The 22,318-nt window shown below is 37.5% G+C and carries 21 protein-coding genes and 2 tRNA genes; 7 read left to right on the top strand and 16 right to left on the bottom strand.

Annotation, left to right across the window (positions count from 1 at the left end; genetic code table 11):
• Positions 1-17: 17 nt before the first annotated feature.
• The 3 genes from ACQ334_RS01950 to ACQ334_RS01940 all read right to left on the bottom strand — a co-directional run bounded on the left by ACQ334_RS01950 (position 18) and on the right by ACQ334_RS01940 (position 1,796).
• On the bottom strand, positions 18-422 hold the full coding sequence (locus ACQ334_RS01950) for a putative toxin-antitoxin system toxin component, PIN family (RefSeq protein WP_430986473.1): 405 nt from the start codon (positions 420-422) through the stop codon (positions 18-20).
• Complete coding sequence (locus tag ACQ334_RS01945) at positions 419-664, bottom strand: hypothetical protein (protein ID WP_430986472.1); 246 nt, start codon at positions 662-664, stop codon at positions 419-421. The genes ACQ334_RS01950 and ACQ334_RS01945 overlap by 4 nt, the downstream gene beginning before the upstream one ends.
• Before the next feature lie 202 nt (positions 665-866).
• A complete protein-coding gene (locus ACQ334_RS01940; protein WP_430986471.1) occupies positions 867-1,796 on the bottom strand; it encodes a DUF2167 domain-containing protein in 930 nt (309 codons plus the stop codon).
• Between the two features lie 242 nt (positions 1,797-2,038).
• Here ACQ334_RS01940 and ACQ334_RS01935 point away from each other — a divergent pair, with 242 nt between their 5' ends.
• Entirely contained in the window at positions 2,039-3,487 is a 1,449-nt protein-coding gene (locus ACQ334_RS01935; RefSeq protein WP_430986470.1) for a hypothetical protein, read from the top strand.
• A 266-nt stretch (positions 3,488-3,753) separates the two neighbouring features.
• Here the strand turns inward: ACQ334_RS01935 and ACQ334_RS01930 are convergent, their stop codons facing one another.
• The 12 genes from ACQ334_RS01930 to ACQ334_RS01875 all read right to left on the bottom strand — a co-directional run bounded on the left by ACQ334_RS01930 (position 3,754) and on the right by ACQ334_RS01875 (position 15,855).
• Complete coding sequence (locus ACQ334_RS01930; RefSeq protein WP_430986469.1) at positions 3,754-4,290, bottom strand: GNAT family N-acetyltransferase; 537 nt, start codon at positions 4,288-4,290, stop codon at positions 3,754-3,756.
• A 69-nt stretch (positions 4,291-4,359) separates the two neighbouring features.
• Complete coding sequence (gene preA, locus ACQ334_RS01925; RefSeq protein WP_430986468.1) at positions 4,360-5,628, bottom strand: NAD-dependent dihydropyrimidine dehydrogenase subunit PreA; 1,269 nt, start codon at positions 5,626-5,628, stop codon at positions 4,360-4,362.
• A gap of 31 nt (positions 5,629-5,659) precedes the next feature.
• A complete protein-coding gene (locus tag ACQ334_RS01920) occupies positions 5,660-6,016 on the bottom strand; it encodes a four helix bundle protein (protein WP_430986467.1) in 357 nt (118 codons plus the stop codon).
• Positions 6,017-6,046: 30 nt separating this feature from the next.
• Entirely contained in the window at positions 6,047-7,381 is a 1,335-nt protein-coding gene (locus tag ACQ334_RS01915) for an NAD(P)-dependent oxidoreductase (protein WP_430986466.1), read from the bottom strand.
• Positions 7,382-7,401: 20 nt separating this feature from the next.
• A complete protein-coding gene (locus ACQ334_RS01910; RefSeq protein ID WP_430986465.1) occupies positions 7,402-8,037 on the bottom strand; it encodes a hypothetical protein in 636 nt (211 codons plus the stop codon).
• Positions 8,038-8,046: 9 nt separating this feature from the next.
• Positions 8,047-8,913, bottom strand: coding sequence for a nitrilase-related carbon-nitrogen hydrolase (locus ACQ334_RS01905; protein ID WP_430986464.1), 867 nt, complete (start codon positions 8,911-8,913; stop codon positions 8,047-8,049).
• Positions 8,914-8,929: 16 nt separating this feature from the next.
• Positions 8,930-9,319, bottom strand: coding sequence for a four helix bundle protein (locus ACQ334_RS01900; RefSeq protein WP_430986463.1), 390 nt, complete (start codon positions 9,317-9,319; stop codon positions 8,930-8,932).
• A gap of 24 nt (positions 9,320-9,343) precedes the next feature.
• On the bottom strand, positions 9,344-10,726 hold the full coding sequence (hydA, locus tag ACQ334_RS01895) for a dihydropyrimidinase (RefSeq protein WP_430986462.1): 1,383 nt from the start codon (positions 10,724-10,726) through the stop codon (positions 9,344-9,346).
• Positions 10,727-10,809: 83 nt separating this feature from the next.
• Complete coding sequence (locus ACQ334_RS01890; RefSeq protein WP_430986461.1) at positions 10,810-12,243, bottom strand: NCS1 family nucleobase:cation symporter-1; 1,434 nt, start codon at positions 12,241-12,243, stop codon at positions 10,810-10,812.
• A gap of 53 nt (positions 12,244-12,296) precedes the next feature.
• Positions 12,297-13,643: an aminotransferase class III-fold pyridoxal phosphate-dependent enzyme gene (locus tag ACQ334_RS01885; RefSeq protein WP_430986460.1), complete on the bottom strand. Its 1,347-nt coding sequence runs from the start codon at positions 13,641-13,643 to the stop codon at positions 12,297-12,299.
• A 4-nt stretch (positions 13,644-13,647) separates the two neighbouring features.
• Positions 13,648-14,337 (bottom strand): hypothetical protein, encoded by a 690-nt coding sequence (locus ACQ334_RS01880; RefSeq protein WP_430986459.1) that lies wholly within the window; start codon positions 14,335-14,337, stop codon positions 13,648-13,650.
• 60 nt (positions 14,338-14,397) lie between these two features.
• Positions 14,398-15,855, bottom strand: coding sequence for a CoA-acylating methylmalonate-semialdehyde dehydrogenase (locus ACQ334_RS01875; protein ID WP_430986458.1), 1,458 nt, complete (start codon positions 15,853-15,855; stop codon positions 14,398-14,400).
• Positions 15,856-16,086: 231 nt separating this feature from the next.
• Here ACQ334_RS01875 and ACQ334_RS01870 point away from each other — a divergent pair.
• The 3 genes from ACQ334_RS01870 (at position 16,087) to ACQ334_RS01860 (ending at position 16,779) form a co-directional block, all read left to right on the top strand.
• A tRNA-Ser gene (locus tag ACQ334_RS01870) sits at positions 16,087-16,175 on the top strand.
• Positions 16,176-16,387: 212 nt separating this feature from the next.
• Positions 16,388-16,462: transfer RNA gene (locus tag ACQ334_RS01865), tRNA-Pro, on the top strand.
• A gap of 62 nt (positions 16,463-16,524) precedes the next feature.
• Positions 16,525-16,779, top strand: coding sequence for a GIY-YIG nuclease family protein (locus ACQ334_RS01860; protein WP_430986457.1), 255 nt, complete (start codon positions 16,525-16,527; stop codon positions 16,777-16,779).
• A 332-nt stretch (positions 16,780-17,111) separates the two neighbouring features.
• On the opposite strand, the gene dnaA is transcribed toward ACQ334_RS01860, so the two are convergent.
• On the bottom strand, positions 17,112-18,545 hold the full coding sequence (gene dnaA / locus ACQ334_RS01855; RefSeq protein WP_430986456.1) for a chromosomal replication initiator protein DnaA: 1,434 nt from the start codon (positions 18,543-18,545) through the stop codon (positions 17,112-17,114).
• Between the two features lie 619 nt (positions 18,546-19,164).
• Here dnaA and ACQ334_RS01850 point away from each other — a divergent pair.
• The 3 genes from ACQ334_RS01850 to ACQ334_RS01840 all read left to right on the top strand — a co-directional run bounded on the left by ACQ334_RS01850 (position 19,165) and on the right by ACQ334_RS01840 (position 22,316).
• On the top strand, positions 19,165-19,554 hold the full coding sequence (locus ACQ334_RS01850) for a DUF3127 domain-containing protein (protein ID WP_430986455.1): 390 nt from the start codon (positions 19,165-19,167) through the stop codon (positions 19,552-19,554).
• Positions 19,555-19,652: 98 nt separating this feature from the next.
• On the top strand, positions 19,653-21,254 hold the full coding sequence (locus ACQ334_RS01845) for an NAD(P)/FAD-dependent oxidoreductase (protein WP_430986454.1): 1,602 nt from the start codon (positions 19,653-19,655) through the stop codon (positions 21,252-21,254).
• 129 nt (positions 21,255-21,383) lie between these two features.
• Positions 21,384-22,316: an ABC transporter ATP-binding protein gene (locus tag ACQ334_RS01840; protein ID WP_430986453.1), complete on the top strand. Its 933-nt coding sequence runs from the start codon at positions 21,384-21,386 to the stop codon at positions 22,314-22,316.
• Positions 22,317-22,318: the final 2 nt, after the last annotated feature.

Here is a 22,318-nt window from a genome sequence, read left to right as displayed (position 1 = left end):
CTGTTCAATATAATTTTTTAGAGAAGAATGCTACTAAATTCCTGTAAAGTTAGAATTGACAATGGAGGAAAAACATTATTCTTAAGGCGTGTAATTGATGAATCATTTGAAATTAAATGTACAGCTCCTGAAGCTATATATGCATCAACAAATTTATTATCGTCTTTATCTTTTTCAACTAACAGAAAATTATAAAATACCTGCACTTGCTCAAAATTATCACTTACTTCAAACAAGCCCAATAAATTATCAGCAACTTCTTTACCCCAATGCCTCAAAAAAACTTCTTCATACTCTAATAATATTTCGCTACTAACGCAAAATGTGATTTTATTATTTAGAAAAGCATCAAATACATTTCTATAGGGAGATTTTTTTCCAATTGAACTGATAAGGCAGTTTGTATCAATTACAATTTTCATGCTGCAACAAAACTGTTATCATTGTTATTGTTTGCCTGAAGCCATTTTTCATAAATTTCCGCACTGTAATTTTTCTCAGTTTCTACCTTATCAATAGCTGCATCTAATTGTTGAGCAAAATAATAGCGTAGCAATGATTTGATTTCTTGCAATTGCTTTTCCGAAGCCATATACTTAAGGCTTTTTAATAACTCTAATTGCAGATTGGTTAAAGGGCTCTTATTTTCTGCTACAGTACCCATAATAAATTATTTTACTAAAGTTACAAAAAATTGCAATTCCTGCAATTGAATTTTAAAATACAATTAAAGTTCCCCAATGGTATGCCGTATCCCGATGCATCGGGAAGTGACGCAACGATGCTGCCATGAAAAACAAATGTTCGTCTCAAAAAAAAGAAGGCTGCAAAGCCTTCTTCAAATATCCTTTTTAAATTGGAAGTAATTATTGTGGCACCGAATGATCTTCTTCTACAATTGGTTTTTTACCTAAGAATTTTTTTATTGCACCCCATATAGCAACAAGGCCAATTAAAATAAATTTCCAGGCACCGGCTAAAAATTTAACAATAATTCCCCAGAAGCCAACTTTTAATAAAATTTTTCCTGCTACCAATCCTCCAATGGTCCATGCGGCAACATTATCAGTTTTAGAATCAAAATCTTTATAAGTATTACCTTCAGTAAAAGAAGGAATGGCCAACACTTTATCAATATCTTTTTTTACAGAATCAATTTCGTTTACTGTAGCTACTGCATTCATAGATAAAATTCCTTTTCTACCCAGTATCCGTACTTCATAATTTAATGTGTTTACATCCTGCCCTGCAAAATGTAAATTTTTTGCCCAGTGCAATACTTTATTTTTTTTATCATAAAAAGGTTGGGAAGCCCAGCCCACTATATTGATGGCAGCATAGCCCTGCGCTGTTCTCGTTTTATTTTCTTCCACTTCTTCTTTTTGTATATCTTTCAACAGGTCGTCGTAATTTATTTTATCGGCATCATCATCTTTTACAAATCCTGCCGGATCGTAAGTAAGAATAAAGGCATAAGAATTTTCGCCGAACGGGCCGGAATTTGCAGGAAACAACATCCCTAAAATACCCGTTTGAGGAGGATTACCCCAAACATCAGTTAATATATAATTGCTTTGCTCGGCATTTAAATATTTAAAGCCGGCAGGTACATTCAGTTTGATGATACCATTAGGCAAAGCGATATTACCTGTTTCATATTTCATCGCTTTTTCAATAGAATCAACCAGTTTTACCTGGCTGGCAAGTGCAAGCGAAGCAGAATCTGTATCGCCTTTGGCCATTGCAATAGTGGAGCAAAAAATAGCGGCCGCAATAAATAAAAACATTTTTTTCATAACAGTACGTTTGGTTTATGAAATAAAGAAAAGGTAAATAGTTGAGAAAAAGAAATTATCATGCCGGATATTTACAGCAGTAATCTGTTTTTTTAGTAGCAATGCTTAGTAGTAATGCCTGTATGCATTTTCATTTGCCGTAAAATTACCATGGCGTGCATAAGAGGTGTATAACGCTTTATTGCATTCATATTAAGTTAATACCAGAGTTTTTACTTTACCCTTAACTAAAACATCTATCAATGAAAACATTCAAAAAAATTTTACCGTTTTTTGTATTGGTATTTTTTATTGCCTGCAAAAAACAACCGCTTGCCGAATCAACAACAGTAAATGAAATTAACAACAATGGTCTTGCAACTGCAGTTGCAGCTGCTTCGTTGGTAACCACTACCGAAAATTTTGAAACCGGTACCAAAGCTGCTTATGCAGCAGCAGATGTTACATTAACTACTGGTGTATGGAATTTAAATGATGCCTTAATTGGCAACACCACCAGTGACAGAAAGAATGGCACCCAATCTGCACGTGTACGTAACAGTGGTAAGCTTACTATGAAATTTGATGTAACCAATGGCGCAGCAACTGTTACTGTTTTGCATGCTAAATATGGCACCGATGCTAATAGTACCTGGCAGCTCTGGTATAGCACTAACAGCGGCACCAGCTATACACAAACCGGTGCAACCATTACTACCAGCAGTACTACGCTGCAAAGCACTTCTTTTACGGTAAATATTTCAGGCACTATCCGTTTCGAAATTCGTAAAACTGACGGCAGCGCTAACCGTATTAATTTTGATGATATCAGCATCACTGATTTTGGATCAGGTGGTGGCGGCGGTACAGGCAAGAAATTTTTATTTGACAATACCAAAGCAGAAACTGCCGGCAATGCAGATTGGGTAATTGATCAGGATGCAAGTCCGCAACAAATTCCTACCCCTTTGCAATCCACTATTACCGCAAGTACGGTAGAAACTTATTGGACCGGCGCTATTTCAAGCTGGGGTATTGCATTAGTAAAAGCAGGGCAAACTGTTGAGACTTTACCATCAACAGGAATTATTACATATGGCAACACTTCTAACGCTCAAGACCTTTCGAAATATGATGTGTTTGTGATAGACGAACCTAATATCCGTTTTACTGCTACAGAAAAAACTGCGATATTAAATTTTGTAAGCAATGGTGGTGGTTTATTTATGGTTTCCGATCACACCGTATCAGATAGAAATAATGATGGCTGGGATTCTCCCGATATCTGGAACGATCTGATGAATAATAATGGCACTGTAACTAATCCCTTTGGTTTTACAGTAGACCTCACCAACATCACACAACTTACGGCCAATGTGTTAACAGGCAATGCTACCAATCCTATTTTACATGGCACACAAGGCAATGTAACACAACTCGATTTTCACAATGGTGCCACGCTTACTTTAAATGCAACAGCTAATCCTACTGTACAGGGATTAATCTGGAAAACAGGTGTAACACAAAACAGCAGCAACTTAATGTCTGCATCCTCTACTTACGGCACGGGCCGTGTGTATATAGTTACAGATAGCTCTCCGATTGATGATGGTACCGGTGCTTCCGGGAATACTTTATTTAATGGCTGGACAACTTATAGTCATATTCCATTGTTCATGAATGCTTCTTTGTGGTTAGCTAAGTTGCAATAAAATTATTTCGGTTAATAAAAAAGGAACACTTGCAGTGTTCCTTTTTTTTTTGTAACGTGCAGCAATACAATGCTCAACATCGTTGTGTCACTCACTTGTACTGCATACCATTACTAAACTTTAATTGTGTTTTGCTCAAGCACCTGTCGTCCCTACGGGACGATGTGAAATTTCTTGCCTATTTTTTCTACCCGCCTTAAGCTCCCACGGAGCAATAAACAAAATCTCCTTCATAATCTTCGCTAAGTTCTTCCCCATTTCCCCCTTTAGGGTGCGGACGGGGCTGCCCACTCATCTTCTAAAATACTCATCTCCACCAAGCTCCACCATTTTCCTTTAAACAATAAACAATCCCTGTTGGTGCCTTCAATCACTAATCCTGCTTTTTGATAACAACTGATAGCGGCTTTATTAAAATCATATACACCCAAACAAATACGGTGCAGTCGTAAATCTTCAAAACCAATTTTTAATACTGCACTTACCATTTGCCTGCAATAGCCTTTACCCTGGTATTCGGGTGCTACCAATACCCTGCTTATTCTTCCGGCCCTGTTTTTTTTGCTGATGCCACCTAAAGAAATATGGCCTACAGTTTTCCCGGTTTCAGCATCTACTGCTTTATAAATAAATGCTTCGGAATTTTTTATATCATTTACATCTTCTACATACCATTCCATACTGGATTGAGTTAATGGAAAACTGAATAAGGCACCGGACCAGTTCATTAAAATTTCTTCATCACTGATCCATCCCATTAACTCCGTAAAATCTTTATTGGTAAAATATTCTAATGTAATCATGCTTAATAAGGTTGGGCTGCAAGGTATAACTAAGCAGATTAATAAACCGTAAATTATAGAGCAGAGCAATTAATGATCATTCAATGGCAAGCCTTTTTTCTGAAAATCGATCCAGTTTAAATATTCAGGTGCCACACGATGTTCCTCCATGGTAATGCAATCATCAACAGGACAAACTAATTTACACAAATTGCAGCCCACGCATTCTTCGTCAATGACCGTATATTTATTATAAGGTTTTCCATAATCCAATTTGATGGATTGATGAGAAGTGTCTTCACAAGCAATAAAACATAAACCGCAGTGAATACATTTATCCTGGTTAATTTTTGCAATGTGGTGATAATTGATATCAAGGTCTTCCCAATGTGTAATAGTGGAAACAGATTTACCAATAAAATCATCCAGTGTTTTAAAACCTTTTTCATCCATCCAGTTGTTCAAACCTTCAATCATATCTTCCACTATTCTAAAACCATGTTTCATAGCCGCCGTACACACCTGTACATTACTGGCACCGAGCAACATAAATTCTGCAGCATCTTTCCATGTTTCAATTCCACCAATACCACTTACCGGAACTTTTTTTGTTAACTCATCTTGCGCAATGGTAGTCAGCATTTTTAATGCAATTGGTTTTACTGCAGGGCCGCAGTACCCTCCAAAAACAGATTTACCTGCCACATAAGGATTAGGGACCAATGTATCCAGGTCAACACCGGTTACTGATTGAATAGTATTGATCAATGACAATGCGTTCGTTCCTGCTTTTACAACTGACCTTCCTGTGGGCACTACCGAATGTACATTGGGTGTAAGTTTTGTAATCACAGGTATGGTTGCTTTTTCCATCACCCACTCTACAACCATGCAGGCAATTTCAGGATCTTGACCAACAGCGGCACCCATGCCACGTTCTGTCATACCATGCGGACAGCCGAAATTTAATTCTAATCCATGTGCACCGGTATCTTCTACTTTTTTTATAAGTTCATGCCAGCTGTTTTTATCATTGTCGGCCATTAAAGAAACGATCATTGCCCTGTCGGGAAATAATTTTACGCACTCTGCAATCTCTTTTAAATTTATTGCCAAAGGACGATCACTGATCAATTCAATATTATTAAAACCCATCACTCTTTGCCCACCATAATCTACCGCAGAATAACGTGAAGAAACATTTTTTACCTGGCTGCCCAATGTTTTCCAAACCACGCCGCCCCAACCGGCTTCAAATGCACGAAGCACATTATATTTTTTATCCGTAGGCGGTGCACTGGCCAACCAAAATGGATTGGGGGATTTTATGCCGAGGAAGTTTGAAGTAAGTGAAGCCATTTATTTTAAATTTTGAATTATATATTTTGAATTATTGCGGCTCTTTTTCTTGGCTGGTCTTTACAATTTTTGTAAGGATATTGATGATATGTTCTGAACTTGCCAGGCAGAAGGAATAATCAATATCTACTAACTTCCCTTTTTCCAAAAGCCTAAGCCAGTACCTCGTTTCTCTTGCTTCCTTAGACGCTATCGACATTTTTGAAATAAAATCTTTTCTTGATTGCGCTGCCATTGCCTCTTCAACATTTGCACCAATGCTTGTTCCGCTTCTGAGTAATTGCTTTGAAAGAACGTACTCTTTTCTTTCAACTAATAACTTATAAAGTTCAATTACCCGTAATGAAAAGTCAAAGCTCATTTCTAATATCTTATTTTCAGTTTTCATAAAGCCATAACAATATAATTAATTCAAAATTTAAAATATATAATTCAAAATAGCCTTTGCTCCGTCCTTTCCCGCCTGCACTGCATCAACAACTTCTTTACCGCCATTCACGGCATCACCGCCAGCAAATACAGCTTTGATATTTGTTTCTGAATTGTTGATGGCAATCTTTCCCTTATTATTCATTATTCCATTATCCATTATTAATTGCTCAAACGGCATTTGCCCTGCGGCTTTAATTACCATATCAACGTCCAGTGAAAATGTTGCACTGGTTTCAACAGGGCTTCTTCTGCCGCTGGCATCTGGTTCACCTAGTTGCATCACACTGCAAATGATTTCAGTTACTTTTCCATCAACACCTTTTAATTCTTTTGGTGCAGCTAACCATATTATTTTACAACCATCCAACATCGCAATATCCAATTCATGTTGTGTACAAGGCATTTCTTCCTGCGTTCTTCTGTACAGCATCGTTACTTCTTTTGCCCCCAAACGTTTGGCCTGGGTAGCAGCATCAATCGCCGTCATACCCATACCTATAACAGCCACTTTATCTCCAACAGGTATTGCAGGAAAACCTTTACTTCTCAGATCATAAATAAATTCTATTGCATCTTCAACGCCTTCCAGATCTTCGCCGGGAATATCCAGTTGTCTTGCCAATCCTACGCCAATGCCTAAAAAAACGGCATCATAATTTTTTTGCAGCGCTGCTAAAAAAATGTTTTTCCCTAATTCCTGGTTGTATTTAATTTCAATACCACCTAATGATAAAATATAGTTTACTTCATCTTCGCAAAATTGTGGTGTTACTTTATATGCCGCAATACCGTAAGTCATCAAGCCCCCACCTTTGCTTTCTTTTTCATAGATGGTAACATCAATACCTTCTCTTGATAAAACATGAGCACAACTTAATCCTGCCGGGCCAGCACCTATAACCGCAACTTTTTTTCCTGAAGATTTTTTTCTTTCAAACAATTGCCATTTTTGTTGCATCGCTTTTTCTGTACTGTATCGTTGCAGTTTAGCAATGGGAATGGGTGGCTCGTCCATTAAATTAAATACACAACTGCCTTCGCATAATTTTTCTACCGGGCAAACTTTACTGCAACCGGCTCCCATAATGTTAGACAAAAAAATTGTGTGTGCACTACCTTTTATATTATCAGAAGTAATTTGTTTAATAAATTTTGGAACATTAATTCCTGTTGGACAACTTTTAATGCAAGGCGCATCATAACAAAACAAACAACGGTTAGCTTCCACCAATGCTGCGTTATGCGTTTCAAAAGGCGGATGAATATCGCTGAAGTTTTCGGTGTATTGTTGTTGTGATAATCTATTATTTGTTATCGGCATAATAATTAAAGTAACTTTTATTAATTAGTACTAATACCTAATAAATTCCTGAACTCATTTGCAAGTTCAAGCTTGAGCCCTTTAAATTCATCCTCAACCTTGTCATCAACTTCAGTCCACTTATCCATTTCTTCGAGTATTTTTTGTGGCACCTCTTTATTTCGCTTGATTAAGCTATCATATTGTTGATGCGAAAGTCTAACATTTCTCATTCCTTTTAATATCTCCCTTGATTTCTGTATTAAAGATTCAAATCTTAAAATTGTTGACTCAGAAAAGTAAATTCTTTCAGCATCAACTAGATCGGTTAGAGATACTATTTGGTTAAGTGTTTCGCTGTCTCTTTGTGTATCATCACTAAATTCTGGTCCTTGAAAAACTGTTGTGGAATGTTGTAAAGATTTTTCCAATTCTTTCACCTTATTGTACAATAGTTTTATTTTATCTGCCCTTTGTTCATGCAATTTGGAGAATTTGACTTGATGCTCCAATGTGATTTTCGATAACTCAGCTTTATGTTTTTCGATATCTTTTGTAAGTTCAGCCTTATACTTCTCTATTCCGGTATCAACAGTTTTTGTAATAATAAACTTTCCCAACCAAATTATTATAGTTGACAATCCTGTAAGAGAAGCAAGAAAATAGTAAATATTCATTAATCCAAATTATAGTTCAGTTAGTTTTCCATAAGTCTCCGGCCTTCTATCCCTGAAAAACTGCCATACACTTCTTACTTCCTCAATCATATCCAGGTCAAATTCGCTGATCAGTAATTCATCTTTGTCTTCACTGGCTTGTGCAAATATTTGCCCTCTCGGATCAACAAAATAACTGCTGCCATAAAACTTACCAAGGTTCCATGGTTTTTCTTCACCCACACGGTTGATGCAGCCCATAAAATATCCGTTAGCTGCTGCATGTGCCGGTTGTTCTAATTTCCATAAATATTGTGAGAGGCCTGCAACAGTTGCAGAGGGATTGTAAACAATTTCAGCGCCATTCAAACCTAAACATCTTGCGCCATCAGGAAAATGGCGATCGTAACAAATGTACACACCCACTTTGGCGTATTTGGTTTGAAACACAGGATAGCCAAGGTTTCCGGGCTTAAAGAAAAACTTTTCCCAAAAACCGGAAGTATGCGGAATATGATTTTTTCTGTACTTACCGAGATAAGTGCCGTCTGCATCAATTACTGCTGCGGTATTGTATAGCACACCGGCTTGTTCCTTTTCATATACCGGAACAATAATTACCATATTGTATTTCTTAGCGTACTCCGCCATCCGGTCGGTTGTAGGTCCGGGAACGGTTTCTGCACTTTCGTACCAGGCTCTGTCTTGCCCCGGACAAAAATATGGCGTGTTAAAAATTTCCTGCAGGCATAGTATCTGCACGCCTTTTTTTCCTGCTTCTTCAATCAACGGAATATGTTTTTGCACCATTGCTTCTTTTATTTCTTCAATGGTTCCTTCACCTTCTGTTTTAGGTAAGGACATTTGTATCAAACCAGACTTAATAATTCTTGGCATGTATTTAGTTTTGAATTTAAAGTTTAGAGTTTTGTGGAAAATATTTTTCCTTAGTCGTTTTAATAATACTAGTTAGCATTTTTAAAATTTCTGCACATAAATTATTTAAAACTTCGTATTGATTTACTTGTAAATAACCAGTATCGTGTAATAAATTTAACCAATAAATTGTCTCCCTTCCTTCTTTCAAAGAAATAGATAACTTATGCACAAAATCTCTTTTAGATTCGCTGCTCAAAGCTTCATTAATATTTGCTCCAATTGAAGTCCCACTTCTTAGGAATTGCTTAGAGATTATAAATTCTCTTTTTTCCTGTACCAGATTTTTATACGCTTCAATAACTTTCAAAGCAAAAGAATACGCTTTATTTGATATTATGCTTTTTGAATTCTTAGGGTCTAACATACTATAAACTTTAAACTTATCATTCTAAACTATTTGTCCTACTTTATTTCTCTTTATAAATTTACCAAAACCTTTTTGTAATAAGCATTTGTTTTCATCAATTGCTATTGCACCTCTTAATAAAACAGTTTTTACTTTACCTGTTACTTCCCAGCCTTCATAACCGCTGTAATCAACATTCATGTGATGTGTTGTTGCAGAAAGCGTATGTTTTTCATTCGGATCAAAAATTACAATATCCGCATCACTACCCACAGCAATGGTTCCTTTGCGGGGAAACATACCAAATATTTTTGCAGGATTGGTACAAGCTACTTCCACATATTTATTCAACGTGATTTTATTTTTTGCAACACCTTCGCTGAATAATAATTCCATCCGGTTCTCTATTGCAGGATGACCATTTGGAATTTTACTAAAATCATCCTTGCCCATTAATTTCTGCTCCCATTTAAAAGGACAATGATCAGTTGCAACAACCTGCACCAATCCCTGGTTAATTCCAGCCCATAAAGTTTGCTGATCTTTCTTTTCTCTTAAAGGCGGGCTCATTACCCATTTGGCGCCTTCAAAATTTTGTTCGTACAATGATGCGTCTAAAATCAAATACTGAATACAGGTTTCCACAAACATTTTTTGATTTCGCTTTGTTGCATTACGCACAGCATTTAATGCGCCTTCGCATGTTAAGTGTACAATGTAGCCCGGGCAACCTGTGTAAGAAGCCATATCCACAAAACGTTCGCTGGCTTCTGCTTCTGTAATTTCGGGTTGCGATAGATAATGATAGAGCGGTGCTAACTTCCCTTCTCCCCTATGTTTTTGTGTAAGGTAATCGATCATATCGCCATTAGTAGCGTGCACATTTATTAATCCGCCATGCTTTTTTACTTCTTCCATAAGGCCGATCATCTGCCGGTCATCAATCATTAATGCCCCTTTGTATGCCATAAAAGTTTTAAAAGAAGTGATGCCTTCTTTGTCAATAAAATCTTTTATTTCGGTTTTTGTATTATCATTAAAATCGGTTACTGCCATATGAAAACTATAATCTCCAACACAATTATTATCACTTCTGCCTTGCCATTCTTTTAATGCATCATGCAAACTGTTGCCTTGTTTTTGCAAAATAAAATCTATCACCATGGTAGTGCCGCCGTATAATGCGGCCCTTGTTCCCGTCTCATAATTATCACTTGAATAGGTTCCCATAAAAGGCATATCTAAATGCACATGCGGATCAATACCACCAGGGAAGACTAATTTGCCTGCAGCATCAATCGTTTTATCTGCAGTAACAGATAAATTTTTTCCAATAGTTTTTATGACTTCACCTTCAATAAAAATATCAGCCACATAATTATCTGTAGCAGTAATAATGTTTCCGTTTTTAATCAGAATGCTCATTTGAATTTATTTTTTAGCGCAGAGAAAAAGAGATAAGGAGTTTTTCGCAGAGATACTCAGCGTAATCTCTGCTTCTCTTTTTCTCAGCGTTTAATTTTTTGCATAAATAATAAATAAATAATTCCACTCACAAAAAACCCCACAAACCAGGCATAATGATACAGATCCGATATCCATCCCGGAAACGCTGTTGCAGAAATTAATTTTATCTGCAATAAAAAGCCCGGCAGGTTTGGAGCAATACCAATCAGCAATGCCATGATTGCTTTATAATTAAATCCGTTTGCATAACCATAAGCGCCGCCATGTTTATACAAATCTTCTGCCACTAAATTTTTCTTCCGGATAAAAAAATAATCAACAATCATGATGCCACCAACAGGACCCAGCAAACTGGAATAAGCAATCAGCCAGGTAAAAATATATCCATCCGGGCTGGCAATTAATTTCCATGGAAAAATTAAAATACCAATGACTCCTGTAATATAACCTCCGGTTTTAAAATTTATTTTTTTTGGTGCCAGGTGAGAAAAGTCATTCGCCGGACTTACAATATTAGCTGCAATATTGGTAGCCAATGTTGAAATGATAATACCAATCATTGCAATAATTACCATCAGTTTGCTATCAAATCTTCCTGCCAGTTTTACAATATCCCATTCACTTTGTCCATAAATAATTGCAGTAGCAGAAGTAACCACCACACCAATAAATGCAAACAATGTCATGCTTGGCGGTAAGCCAATTATTTGTCCGTTGACCTGTGCTTGCTGGCTTTTTGCATAGCGTGTAAAATCAGGAATATTTAAAGAGAGTGTAGCCCAAAAACCTACCATGCCTGTTAATGCAGGAAAAAAGAAATTTAAGAAAGAAGGTGTATCTGCAAATTTTGAAGGTTGCTCTAATATCGGTCCCAGGCCATGTGCAGCGCTAATGGCCCAGAATAATAATGCCAATGCAGCAACTGGTAAAAAGATAGCTTTAAATACCAATAATTTCCTGATACTTTCCACACCTAAATAAACAATAAACATATTCAGCAACCAGAAAATAAAAAAACATAATAGCGGTAATGCCTGTGGAAATAATCCTGCATAGCTGATCTCTTCCAACGAAGGATTTAATACCCGTAAAATATTATAGAGCGATGCCCCACCAATCCATGTCTGAATACCAAACCAACCACATGCAACAATGGCCCTTAACATGGCAGGAATATTCGCACCTTTTGTTCCAAAACTTACTCTTGCTAAAACAGGAAACGGAATACCATATTTTGCACCGGCATGGCCGTTTAGTATCATTGGTATCAATACAATAGTGTTACCTAAAAAAATAGTGAGGATTGCCTGCCACCAGTTCATACCGCCTTGTATAAGTGAGCTTGCCAGCATGTACGTAGGTATGCATAAGCTCATACTTATCCATAGGGCTGCATAATTCCATGTGCCCCATGTACGTTTGCTTTGCGGAATGGGCGCAAGATCTTCATTGATGAGAGATGAATTTTCAACCATAAATAATTTTATTGACAAAGAAATCAATCCGTGTTAATCCGTGTAATCCGTGGTTAAATTGTATTTTCATCCGCAATCTTTATCGCTTCACTTATTATCCCCAGCCCTTCATCAATTTGTTCTTTAGTAACACATAATGGTGGTGCAGTAAAAATATAATTCCATCTTACAAAAGTGTACATGCCTAATTCTTTGATCTTAGCCGCCACTTTATTCATCACATCCATTTCATCAGGCTTTGCATTAAAAGGAGCCATAGGTTCTTTTGTGCTTCTGTTCTTCACTAATTCTATGCAACCTAACAAGCCGGTATTTCTAAATTCACCAATAGAAGGGTGAATGGCTTTCATTGCTTCCACTTGCTGCTCCATATATTTCCCCATGGCCACTGTATTGGCAATTAAATTATCCTCCTCATAAATTTTTAAGGTGGCTAAAGCTGCGGCGCAGCTTACCGGATGTGCAGAATAAGTTAATCCAAGTGGTAACATGGCATCATCATACTTAGCGGCAATCTTATCACTCACCTGTAAACAACCAAAAGGCAAATAACCACAGGTTAATCCCTTTGCCATTGCAATCATATCCGGAACAATATCATGGTTTTGAAATCCGAACCATTTACCTGTTCTTCCAAAGCCACTCATCACTTCATCCATAATTAATAAAATGCCATGCTTATCACAAATTGCCCGTACCGCTTTTAAATAACCAACAGGATATTTCAGGCAACCTGATGAACCGCTTTCACCTTCCAGTAAAATAGCGGCAATATTTCCGGGGCCTTCATAAGCAATTAACCTTTCCAATTGCGCCACGGTTTCTTTTAATAATTTTTCTTCGCCATATTCCCAACGATATAAAATCGGGATGTCGATATGTACAAAATTGGGAGCTTGCTGTGCATCTACCGGTAATTTGCGTGGGTCGCCACTTGCTGCCATGGCACCAATAGAAGCACCATGATAAGATTGATAGCGGGTAACAATTTTATGCCGGCCTGTATATAATCTGGCTAACTTAATCGCATTCTCTATTGATGTAGCACCGCATAAAGTAAAGAATGACCTGTTCAGATCACCCGGGCAAATCTCTGCCAGCTTTTTCCCCAGCTCACCCCTTACTTTGGTTACACAGCTTGGTGTAACATAACTTACTTCCTGCATTTGCTTTACCACAGCCTCGGTTATACGCTGATCGCCATGGCCAACATTTACATTCATCAATCCCGATGAAAAATCGATATAACGTTTGTCATCATAATCATGCAGGTAAACTCCTTCGGCATATTTTACGGCAATGGGTGCAATGCCTTTTTGTTTACTCCAGGAGAATAAGGTGTAATCCAAATTATTTTGGATTACTTCGGTGGCTTCCGATAAAGTTTTAGATGCTGCCATATTTTTATTTTCTTTTAGTAATATAAATTATAATTCCAACTATTAATCCTGCGATAGCTAAAAAACCAATTATCTCGCCAATCAGTTCACCAATTTTATATCCCCAGGATTCTGCTTTTGATCCAAATTTTTTTTCGCTTATCTCCACTGCCGTAAAGTGAAGTCCCGCAACAAGTTTACTCCTGTCTGTTATTTCCATAGCACTCCCATCAACTGGGCTTGAAGCAATTTCATAAAGCTTATCGTTTAACAGAAAAAGATAGAATACTGCTGAAGAAGAGTTTTCCTGATCTTTAGTGTACAATACTGCTTTTCTTCCGGTGATTTTGTCAACAACTGTGTCACTAAAAATACAAGTCAAACCTCTCGAGGTGGCATTTTTCCTGAATCCAATTTCTATTCCTTTGTAGGCCCGTTCTAAATCTTCTGCATTATCCGCTTTAATATCTGTACCTTCTGTAGTCACCGTTATTCCCAAATTAGCATAAGCTGTTGTGGCTTTAAATACTTTGAATTTCATCTCTATATTATCCTTTTGCAGCAGTGTATCTATCTTTTCAACATCTTTAGGAAACATCGCAGTTAAATTTTCATCTACTTTCAGTTTTTGCCATTGATCATTAGTTTTATCCTGTGCAAATACATTTGCGGAAATTAAAAATGAATACGCAATTAGAATTTGTTTTATCAGCACTTAATGCCAGTTTTTTTAATTATTGTAAGATGTTTCTTTTGAACACGAATTGAACTGCCCTTAACTCATCCAATTAACCCCCGCCTCTGCATTCCATTTTATCGTACTCTTCTTCAATTTCGTCCAGAATTCAATTGAACTCTTTCCCGTAATATCACCCACACCAAATTTACTTTCATTCCATCCACCAAAACTAAATGGCTCACGGGGCACGGGTACGCCTACATTCACACCGATCATACCTGCGCTGGCCCTGTCAATAATATATCTTGCCATACCACCGTTTTGTGTAAATACACTGGCAGCATTACCGTAAGGATTGGCATTCTCAATGGCTAGTGCTTCATCAACGGTATTGGTACGCATGATAGAAATTACAGGCCCAAAAATTTCTTCTGTTGCCACACTCATTGTTGGTGTTACAAAATCAATAACTGTAGGCCCAACATAAGTGCCGTTTTCTTTTCCGGCAACAATTGTATTTCTCCCATCCACTAAAATTTTAGCGCCATCCCTTTCAGCCTCGCCGATAAATTTTTCAATACGTTCTTTACTTTCTTTACTGATAACAGCACCTAAATTTTCACCGGGAATAATTTTCCTGGCTTCATCACAAATCTTATCAATGATCGCATCCACATTGCCTACACCAATCATTGCACTGGCTGCCATACAACGTTGCCCTGCACAACCACTCATACTTGCAGCAACATTTTGCGCCGTCATACCAGGTATGGCATCAGGCAAAACCATCAAATGATTTTTTGCGCCGCCTAATGCCAAACATCTTTTATAGTTGGATGTAGCTCTTTGGTAAACAATCTTCGCAACCTTTGTACTGCCAACAAATGAAACCGCTTCAATACCCGGATGATCGCAGATGGCATTTACAATTTCCACATCACCATGTACTATATTAAAAACACCATCGGGTAAACCTGCTTCTTTTAAAAGTTCGGCCAATCGTCCGCAGCTCAACGGCACTTTTTCTGATGGTTTAATGATCATGCAATTGCCCAAAGCAATGGCATTCGGTATTGTCCAATTGGGCACCATGGCCGGGAAATTAAAGGGTACTATAGATGCCACTACACCTAGTGCCACATGTTCTGTTCGGCATTCTACTCCTTTGCTTACCTCCAATAATTCACCGGTAATTAACTGGGGTAAAGAAGTGGCAAATTCTGTCAGTTCAATACATTTTTCTATTTCGGCTACAGACTCACCATAAGTTTTTCCATTTTCTTCACTGCATAATTTTGCCAGCTCTTCTACATTCTTTTCCAGTAAAGTTTTATAGCGAAAGAAAACCTGTACCCTTTCCTTGATAGGCATTTTACTCCATGCAGGAAAAGCACCTTTAGCAGCTTTTACTGCCTCATCCAAATCTTTTGCTGATGACATGGGTACAGTGGATAACAGATTGCCATCGATGGGAGAAATGACTTCTATTGTTCTGGAAGCGGCACTATCAACAAATTTTCCGTTGATATAATTTTGTAACGGGGCGTATTTCATATGCACATTTTAATTAACCATAAATTAAAGAAAATAAATGAAACTGCCTTATTTAAAAGAAGTACGCCATTGATCTTATGCATGAAGGGAGGTAAATAAAATCGCCCCTTAAAAGACCCTGAAAATTATTTACATTAAAAATGCATTTAGTTTTGGGTAATACCGTATGGAATTGTATTTTTGCCACCCCTTAAACAATACCAGTTAAATGGTAAAGGTTTGGGCAGGTTAGGAGAGGTGCCTGAGTGGCCGAAAGGAACGGTTTGCTAAATCGTCGTACGGGTTAAACTGTACCGTGGGTTCGAATCCCACCCTCTCCGCAGATCATTTGAAATGGAGAGAAGCAGGGTTAAATTGTTCCGCCGCGGCGGATCGAATCCCACCCTCTCCGCAGATCATTTGAAATGGAGAGAAGTAGGGTTAAACTGTTCCGCCGCGGTGGATCGAATCCCACCCTCTCCGCAAAAAAGCTCTTATTAACTTTTTACATTGTTCGGGTGTTCCCAATAAACCCAACAAATATTTTTTCGTTCGGGATGTAGCGTAGCCCGGTTATCGCGCCTGGTTTGGGACCAGGAGGTCGCAAGTTCGAATCTTGCCATCCCGACATAACAACCCAGGCCCTTCAATTTTTATTGAGGGGCTTTTTTATGTTCAAAAGCTTCTATTATGTCTTGCTATGTGTATTTCCTTTATAGTGATGAATTAAAAAAGTATTATGTTGGCGTTTCTAATGACGTTTCAGATCGTTTAAAAAGGCATAATAGCGGCCAAAGCTTAAGTACTAAAGCTGGCTTGCCGTGGAAATTAATCTTTACAATTGAATGTGTTGATAAATCGGCGGCTATGCAATTGGAAATAAAAATTAAAAAAAGAGGTATCAGAAGATTCCTTGTGGACAATAACATTCAAATTGAATTATAGCGTCCCGCTTTAAGGCAGGAAGGTCGTCACGCTTCGAGGCGTGACCATCCCGACATAACAACCCAGGCCCTTCAATTTTTATTGAGGGGCTTTTTTATTGGATAAATTTTCAAAACCATTTTTCGGATGTAGCATAGCCTGGTTATCCAGTCCCGATTCGCATCGGGAAGGTCGCAAGTTCTAATCTTGTCATCCCGACATAACAACCCAGGCCCTTCAATTTTAAATGAGGGCTTTTTTATTTAGTAGCTGCTCAAATATTTCACTACTTAAAACAAAAAATCCAAACCCGTTGCCGGATCTGGATTCAATTATTTTTATACATTACTTATTTACATGGCTGCTAACTGTACTTTCTGTTGCAATTCCAATACGCTTTCTTTAAACAGGCTATCCGTATCCATCAGGTCTTTTACAGTCTGGCAACTATGAATTACCGTGGTGTGATCACGGCCGCCAAAATGCTCTCCTATAGTTTTTAATGAGTTTTTGGTAAAGGCTTTAGAAAGGAACATAGTGATCTGCCTTGCCTGTACAATTTCCCTTTTACGGGTTTTTTGCAATAGCTTATCGTAAGGCACGTCAAAATATTCGCACACCATTTTCTGAATGGCATCGATGGTGATTTCCTTACTGGAGGATTTTACAAAATTTCTTAATACTTTTTTAGCCAATTCGAGGTCTATTTCCCTCTTATTAAGCGAAGATTGTGCCAATAATGATATTAATGCCCCTTCTAATTCCCTAACATTGCTATTAATATTGTAGGCTATATATTTTACTACCTCACGAGGCATATCCAACCCGTCATTCTTCATCTTCTTTTCCAGTATCTCAATCTTGGTATCGTAATCGGGCACCTGTAAATCGGCACTTAACCCCCAACGAAAACGGCTTAATAACCTTTCCTGTACACCTTCCAGATCTTTAGGCGGCTTATCACTGGTTAAGATCAGCTGCTTACCACTTTGGTGCAAATGATTAAAAATTGCAAAAAAAGCTTCCTGCGATTTTTCGGCACGGTTAAAGAATTGTACATCATCGATGATCAATACATCTATTAACTGGTAAAAATGTATAAAATCGTTGATAGCCTGGTTGCGGCTATGATCTATAAACTGATTGATGAATTTTTCTGAACTAACATACAACACTACTTTATTAGTGTGTAATCTTTTTACCTCGTTGCCTATTGCCTGGGCTAAGTGTGTTTTACCCAAACCAACACCACCATAAATTACCAAAGGATTAAAAGAAGTAGTACCTGGTTTTTCTGCAACGGTTTTACCTGCACGGCGGGCAACCCGGTTGCAATCACCTTCTATAAATGCATCGAATGTATAAGCAGGATTAAGCTGCGGATCAATCTGCATCTTTTTAAGACCCGGAATTACAAATGGGTTCTTAACAGGATTATTTATTACGAGCGGAAAATCCATTTCGTTATTTGAATATGATTTGAATCCATGGCCCGGCACATCCATCGTAAGCGGTTTATTTTTACTGTTACCGCTATCCACCATAATCCTGTATTCCAAACGGGCCTCTTTTCCTAATTCTCTTTTTAATGTTTTTGCTAAAAGCGAAACATAATGTTCTTCAAGGTACTCATAAAAAAACTGACTTGGTACCTGAATCGTTAATATTTTTTCTTTAAGTGCAACCGGCTTAATAGGTTCAAACCACGTTTTGAAATGTTGCCATTCAACAATGTCTTTGATGATCTCTAAACAATTAGCCCATACTTTTTCAAACGCTTTATCCATCAGTCCTTACTTAAGCAATTTAGAATTTATGTTGATTTAAGAATATTTTCCGGGGGATTTCCTTGCCAAAATCAGTTTCAATTTTAAATGAAAATTAATTTTTAGCAGGACAGCGAATATCGAATAAATTATTGAAAAAAAAATTTTTTATTCAATTGTTTTTTTCGCAACAATCACAGTATTGGATTTTGACATTTTTTTTGGTTAAACCCCTTTAAAACCTTAGTGCCGTTCTATGCTTCTAACAGAGTCCTGTTTCATACTGCATATCGTTATTCTGTTAGCCGTTTTTATTGGTCTTTTAACCCTCTAAGATCACTGCCAGCAATCGTTTTAATTTTTTACAGCAGTTCTATTTTCCCTTTGTCAACCAAGATGATTTTATTTTTCAAACAAACTATCCGGTACTATCCCGTTCACACAGAAAGTACCTGGTGGCAATGGGGTTTACCAATCTCACAATCCTACTATTTTTCCTGAAAAAAAGAATATGCTGGTTTTAGCTGAGGGTTAAGGCGAAATACAAAAGGAAGGTAGTTATTTTTTTTAACAGCAAAGAAAATAGGGAATAAAATTTTATCAATAAATAGAATTACTTTTGGCATATTAAATTATCATTATGAGTTATGAATTAACTGGCAAATTAGTTGCTAAATACGACATCGTTCAACGTACAGAGACTTTTAAAACAAGGGAATTTGCTGTTGAAAAAACAGACGACATTAATGGCCGTACTATCACCAATTATGTAAAATTTCAGTGTGTACAGGATAAAACCGCAATTGTAGACAGGGTGAATATTGGTGATGATGTAAAAGTGTATTTTAATATCAAAGGCAGCAAGTGGGAAAAAGATGGTAAAGTAAATTATATTACCAATTTAGACGCCTGGAGGATTGAACAGATTTTACAACCAGGTGCAACTGCTAAAACAGACAATGAATACCTGGAGCCATTAGATACATTTTCTTCAGCACCTCCGGACGCAGTGGATGATTTGCCATTTTAATTCCCCCGTTTCCCTGAAGGGGGAACTGATTACGGAGGAGATTATCTAATAGATTTCAGCTAAAAAAATTTCCGGAATAAGTATCCGGCATTTATTATATGCAACAGAAAATTTCTTTTAAATTGCTTCCTGCAGAAGCTGCAGATGAGTCCATTATAAAAAAAAGAATTGCCGGTGCATGCGGCAAAAAAGAAAGCCTAGTTACAGGTTTTCATCTCCTGAAAAAATCAATAGATGCAAGGGCAAAAACCATTTGGGTTAATGTTACTGTTAATGCTTTTATTGATGAGCCTTTTTATAAAAGAGATAGCCAGCCTTTTTATTTTACAGATGTTAGCCGTGCTGAAAAAAAAGTAGTGATCATTGGAGCTGGTCCTGCAGGTTTATTTGCTGCCCTGCAATTAATTGAAAAAGGTATCAAACCCATTATTTTAGAAAGAGGCAAAGATGTGAGGGCAAGGCGCAGGGACCTGGCATCATTGAACAAAGACGGCATTATTAATCCTGAAAGCAACTACTGCTTTGGCGAAGGTGGCGCCGGCACTTACAGCGATGGTAAATTATATACCCGTAGCAATAAACGTGGCGATATAGACCGGATACTGAACCTGTTTGTTCGTTTTGGTGCCGAAGAAAAAATTTTATACGAAGCTCATCCGCATATAGGCACTAATAAATTGCCGCATATCATCACTGCAATGCGCCAGCAAATTACTGATTGCGGTGGCGAATTTTTATTTGAAAAAAAAGTAGTGGATTGTATTATTGAAAAAGAAAAAATACGATCAGTAAAAACTGCAGACGGCAATACATTTACTGCTGATGATTTTATTTTAGCTACAGGACATAGTGCCAGGGATATTTTTGAACTACTGCACCAGAAAAATATTTTAATTGAGGCAAAGCCCTTTGCATTGGGTGTAAGAATTGAACATCCGCAAATGCTCATCAACAGTTGCCAGTATAAAAGTAATGCCAGTAACGATTTTTTGCCCCCGGCTTCTTATAGTTTAGTAAAACAGGTAAATAACCGTGGTGTATTTTCTTTTTGTATGTGCCCGGGTGGTATTATTGCACCGGCATCTACTGCAGCAGGAGAAGTAGTGGTAAATGGCTGGAGCCCGTCTAAAAGAAATAATCCGTTTGCTAATAGTGGAATGGTGGTACAGGTGGAACTGGAGGATGCAGTGAAGGAGATAAAAAAATACGCAATGAGCAATGTTCAATATTCAATGCTCAATGAAAAACACCCATTAGTATTAATGGAGTTTCAAAAAATGGTGGAGCAAAAATGCTTTAACTCCGGTGGAGGAAAATTTGTGGCACCTGCACAGCGCATGGTTGATTTCAGCAATGGAAAATCTTCTGCTTCATTACCAGTTTGTTCTTATCAGCCTGGTTTACATTCAATACAATTAAATGAAGTACTCCCCGATTTTATTTATCAATCCTTAGCTAAAGGCTTTGTTGAGTTTGGCAAAAAAATGCCCGGTTACTTTACCAATGAAGCTGTGGTGGTTGCTACGGAAAGCCGTACCTCATCGCCGGTACGCATCCCAAGAAACAACGACACTCTTACACACCCCGGGATAAAAAATTTATACCCTTGCGGCGAAGGAGCCGGTTATGCAGGCGGTATTGTAAGTGCAGCTATGGATGGCGAAAGAATCGCTATTCAGATAGCCGCATTAAAATCATAAAAGCCTCCGTAAATTTTATTCCTATCTTTAAAGCCGTTGAAATTACCACTTGTAAAATAAGTACTGTATTTAAAATTGTATTTTATTTATTTTAGTGCTCCTTTACCTTCACGCTTAAAACAACCCTTAATGAATATTTTAGAACTGCACAATCTTAAAAAATATTTTGCCACACAAAAAGCGGTGGACGATATCAGCATGGTGATTCCCAAGGGAAGCATCTTTGGTTTACTGGGCCCTAATGGTGCCGGTAAAACTACGCTGATAAGAATGATCACAGGAATTTTTTATCCTGATTCCGGAGGTATTATTTTAAAAGGGAAAAAGTTTGATCCTGAAAACGATGCCAGGTACATTGGTTACATGCCCGAAGAAAGAGGTTTGTATAAAAAAATGAAAATTGGCGAACAGGCATTATACCTTGCACAGCTTAAAGGGCTCAGCAAGAATGATGCGATGCATAAAATTAAAGAGTGGTTCAAACGCCTGGAGATGGAAAGCTGGTGGAATAAGAAAGTGGAAGACCTGAGCAAGGGTATGGGACAAAAATTACAATTTGTTATCACTGTTTTGCATGAGCCTGATCTGATCATACTGGATGAACCTTTTAGTGGCCTTGATCCCATCAATGCCAATTTAATAAAAGATGAAATTTACAGACTGGCGCAAAATGGCACTACTATAATTTTCAGTACACATCGTATGGAGCAGGTAGAAGAGATCTGTAACAATATTGTATTGGTAAATAAAGGGAAAAAAATACTAGACGGTACAGTGCAAAATGTAAAACAGGATTTTAAAGAAAACCTTTTTAGCCTGCAGCTGGAAAACATTCCCGCCACTATCAACAGCAATGCATTTGAAATAATCAATACCCATAAGCATGAGCTTATTGTAAAGATCAATGAAGGTTTTAAAGCTAATGATGTGTTAGGCTATTTTATTAATGGCGGAAGTGGAATCGTTTCTTTTAAAGAAATATTGCCTTCATTAAATGATATATTCATTAAGCTGGTGGAAGGCACGCCAACAGCAAGGCAATTTCAAACCATGGATAATTGATT

The organism is Ferruginibacter sp. SUN106, from assembly GCF_050611765.1.
Classification (GTDB): Bacteria; Bacteroidota; Bacteroidia; order Chitinophagales; family Chitinophagaceae; genus Ferruginibacter.
Note: the sequence above shows the minus strand (reverse complement) of the source record. Positions and strands in the feature narration are given on the sequence as shown.

Coding starts and splice junctions, on each gene's coding strand:
- preA (WP_430986468.1), bottom strand. CDS start 5,628: ATGGCTTCACTTACTTCAAACTTCCTCGGCATAAAATCCCCCAATCCA.
- ACQ334_RS01860 (WP_430986457.1), top strand. CDS start 16,525: ATGTCTTGCTATGTGTATTTCCTTTATAGTGATGAATTAAAAAAGTAT.
- ACQ334_RS01930 (WP_430986469.1), bottom strand. CDS start 4,290: ATGATTACATTAGAATATTTTACCAATAAAGATTTTACGGAGTTAATG.
- ACQ334_RS01905 (WP_430986464.1), bottom strand. CDS start 8,913: ATGCCAAGAATTATTAAGTCTGGTTTGATACAAATGTCCTTACCTAAA.
- ACQ334_RS01915 (WP_430986466.1), bottom strand. CDS start 7,381: ATGCCGATAACAAATAATAGATTATCACAACAACAATACACCGAAAAC.
- ACQ334_RS01885 (WP_430986460.1), bottom strand. CDS start 13,643: ATGGCAGCATCTAAAACTTTATCGGAAGCCACCGAAGTAATCCAAAAT.
- ACQ334_RS01890 (WP_430986461.1), bottom strand. CDS start 12,243: ATGGTTGAAAATTCATCTCTCATCAATGAAGATCTTGCGCCCATTCCG.
- ACQ334_RS01950 (WP_430986473.1), bottom strand. CDS start 422: ATGAAAATTGTAATTGATACAAACTGCCTTATCAGTTCAATTGGAAAA.
- ACQ334_RS01900 (WP_430986463.1), bottom strand. CDS start 9,319: ATGTTAGACCCTAAGAATTCAAAAAGCATAATATCAAATAAAGCGTAT.
- ACQ334_RS01920 (WP_430986467.1), bottom strand. CDS start 6,016: ATGAAAACTGAAAATAAGATATTAGAAATGAGCTTTGACTTTTCATTA.
- ACQ334_RS01945 (WP_430986472.1), bottom strand. CDS start 664: ATGGGTACTGTAGCAGAAAATAAGAGCCCTTTAACCAATCTGCAATTA.
- ACQ334_RS01875 (WP_430986458.1), bottom strand. CDS start 15,855: ATGAAATACGCCCCGTTACAAAATTATATCAACGGAAAATTTGTTGAT.
- ACQ334_RS01845 (WP_430986454.1), top strand. CDS start 19,653: ATGCAACAGAAAATTTCTTTTAAATTGCTTCCTGCAGAAGCTGCAGAT.
- hydA (WP_430986462.1), bottom strand. CDS start 10,726: ATGAGCATTCTGATTAAAAACGGAAACATTATTACTGCTACAGATAAT.
- ACQ334_RS01850 (WP_430986455.1), top strand. CDS start 19,165: ATGAGTTATGAATTAACTGGCAAATTAGTTGCTAAATACGACATCGTT.
- ACQ334_RS01935 (WP_430986470.1), top strand. CDS start 2,039: ATGAAAACATTCAAAAAAATTTTACCGTTTTTTGTATTGGTATTTTTT.
- ACQ334_RS01910 (WP_430986465.1), bottom strand. CDS start 8,037: ATGAATATTTACTATTTTCTTGCTTCTCTTACAGGATTGTCAACTATA.
- ACQ334_RS01840 (WP_430986453.1), top strand. CDS start 21,384: ATGAATATTTTAGAACTGCACAATCTTAAAAAATATTTTGCCACACAA.
- dnaA (WP_430986456.1), bottom strand. CDS start 18,545: ATGGATAAAGCGTTTGAAAAAGTATGGGCTAATTGTTTAGAGATCATC.
- ACQ334_RS01940 (WP_430986471.1), bottom strand. CDS start 1,796: ATGAAAAAAATGTTTTTATTTATTGCGGCCGCTATTTTTTGCTCCACT.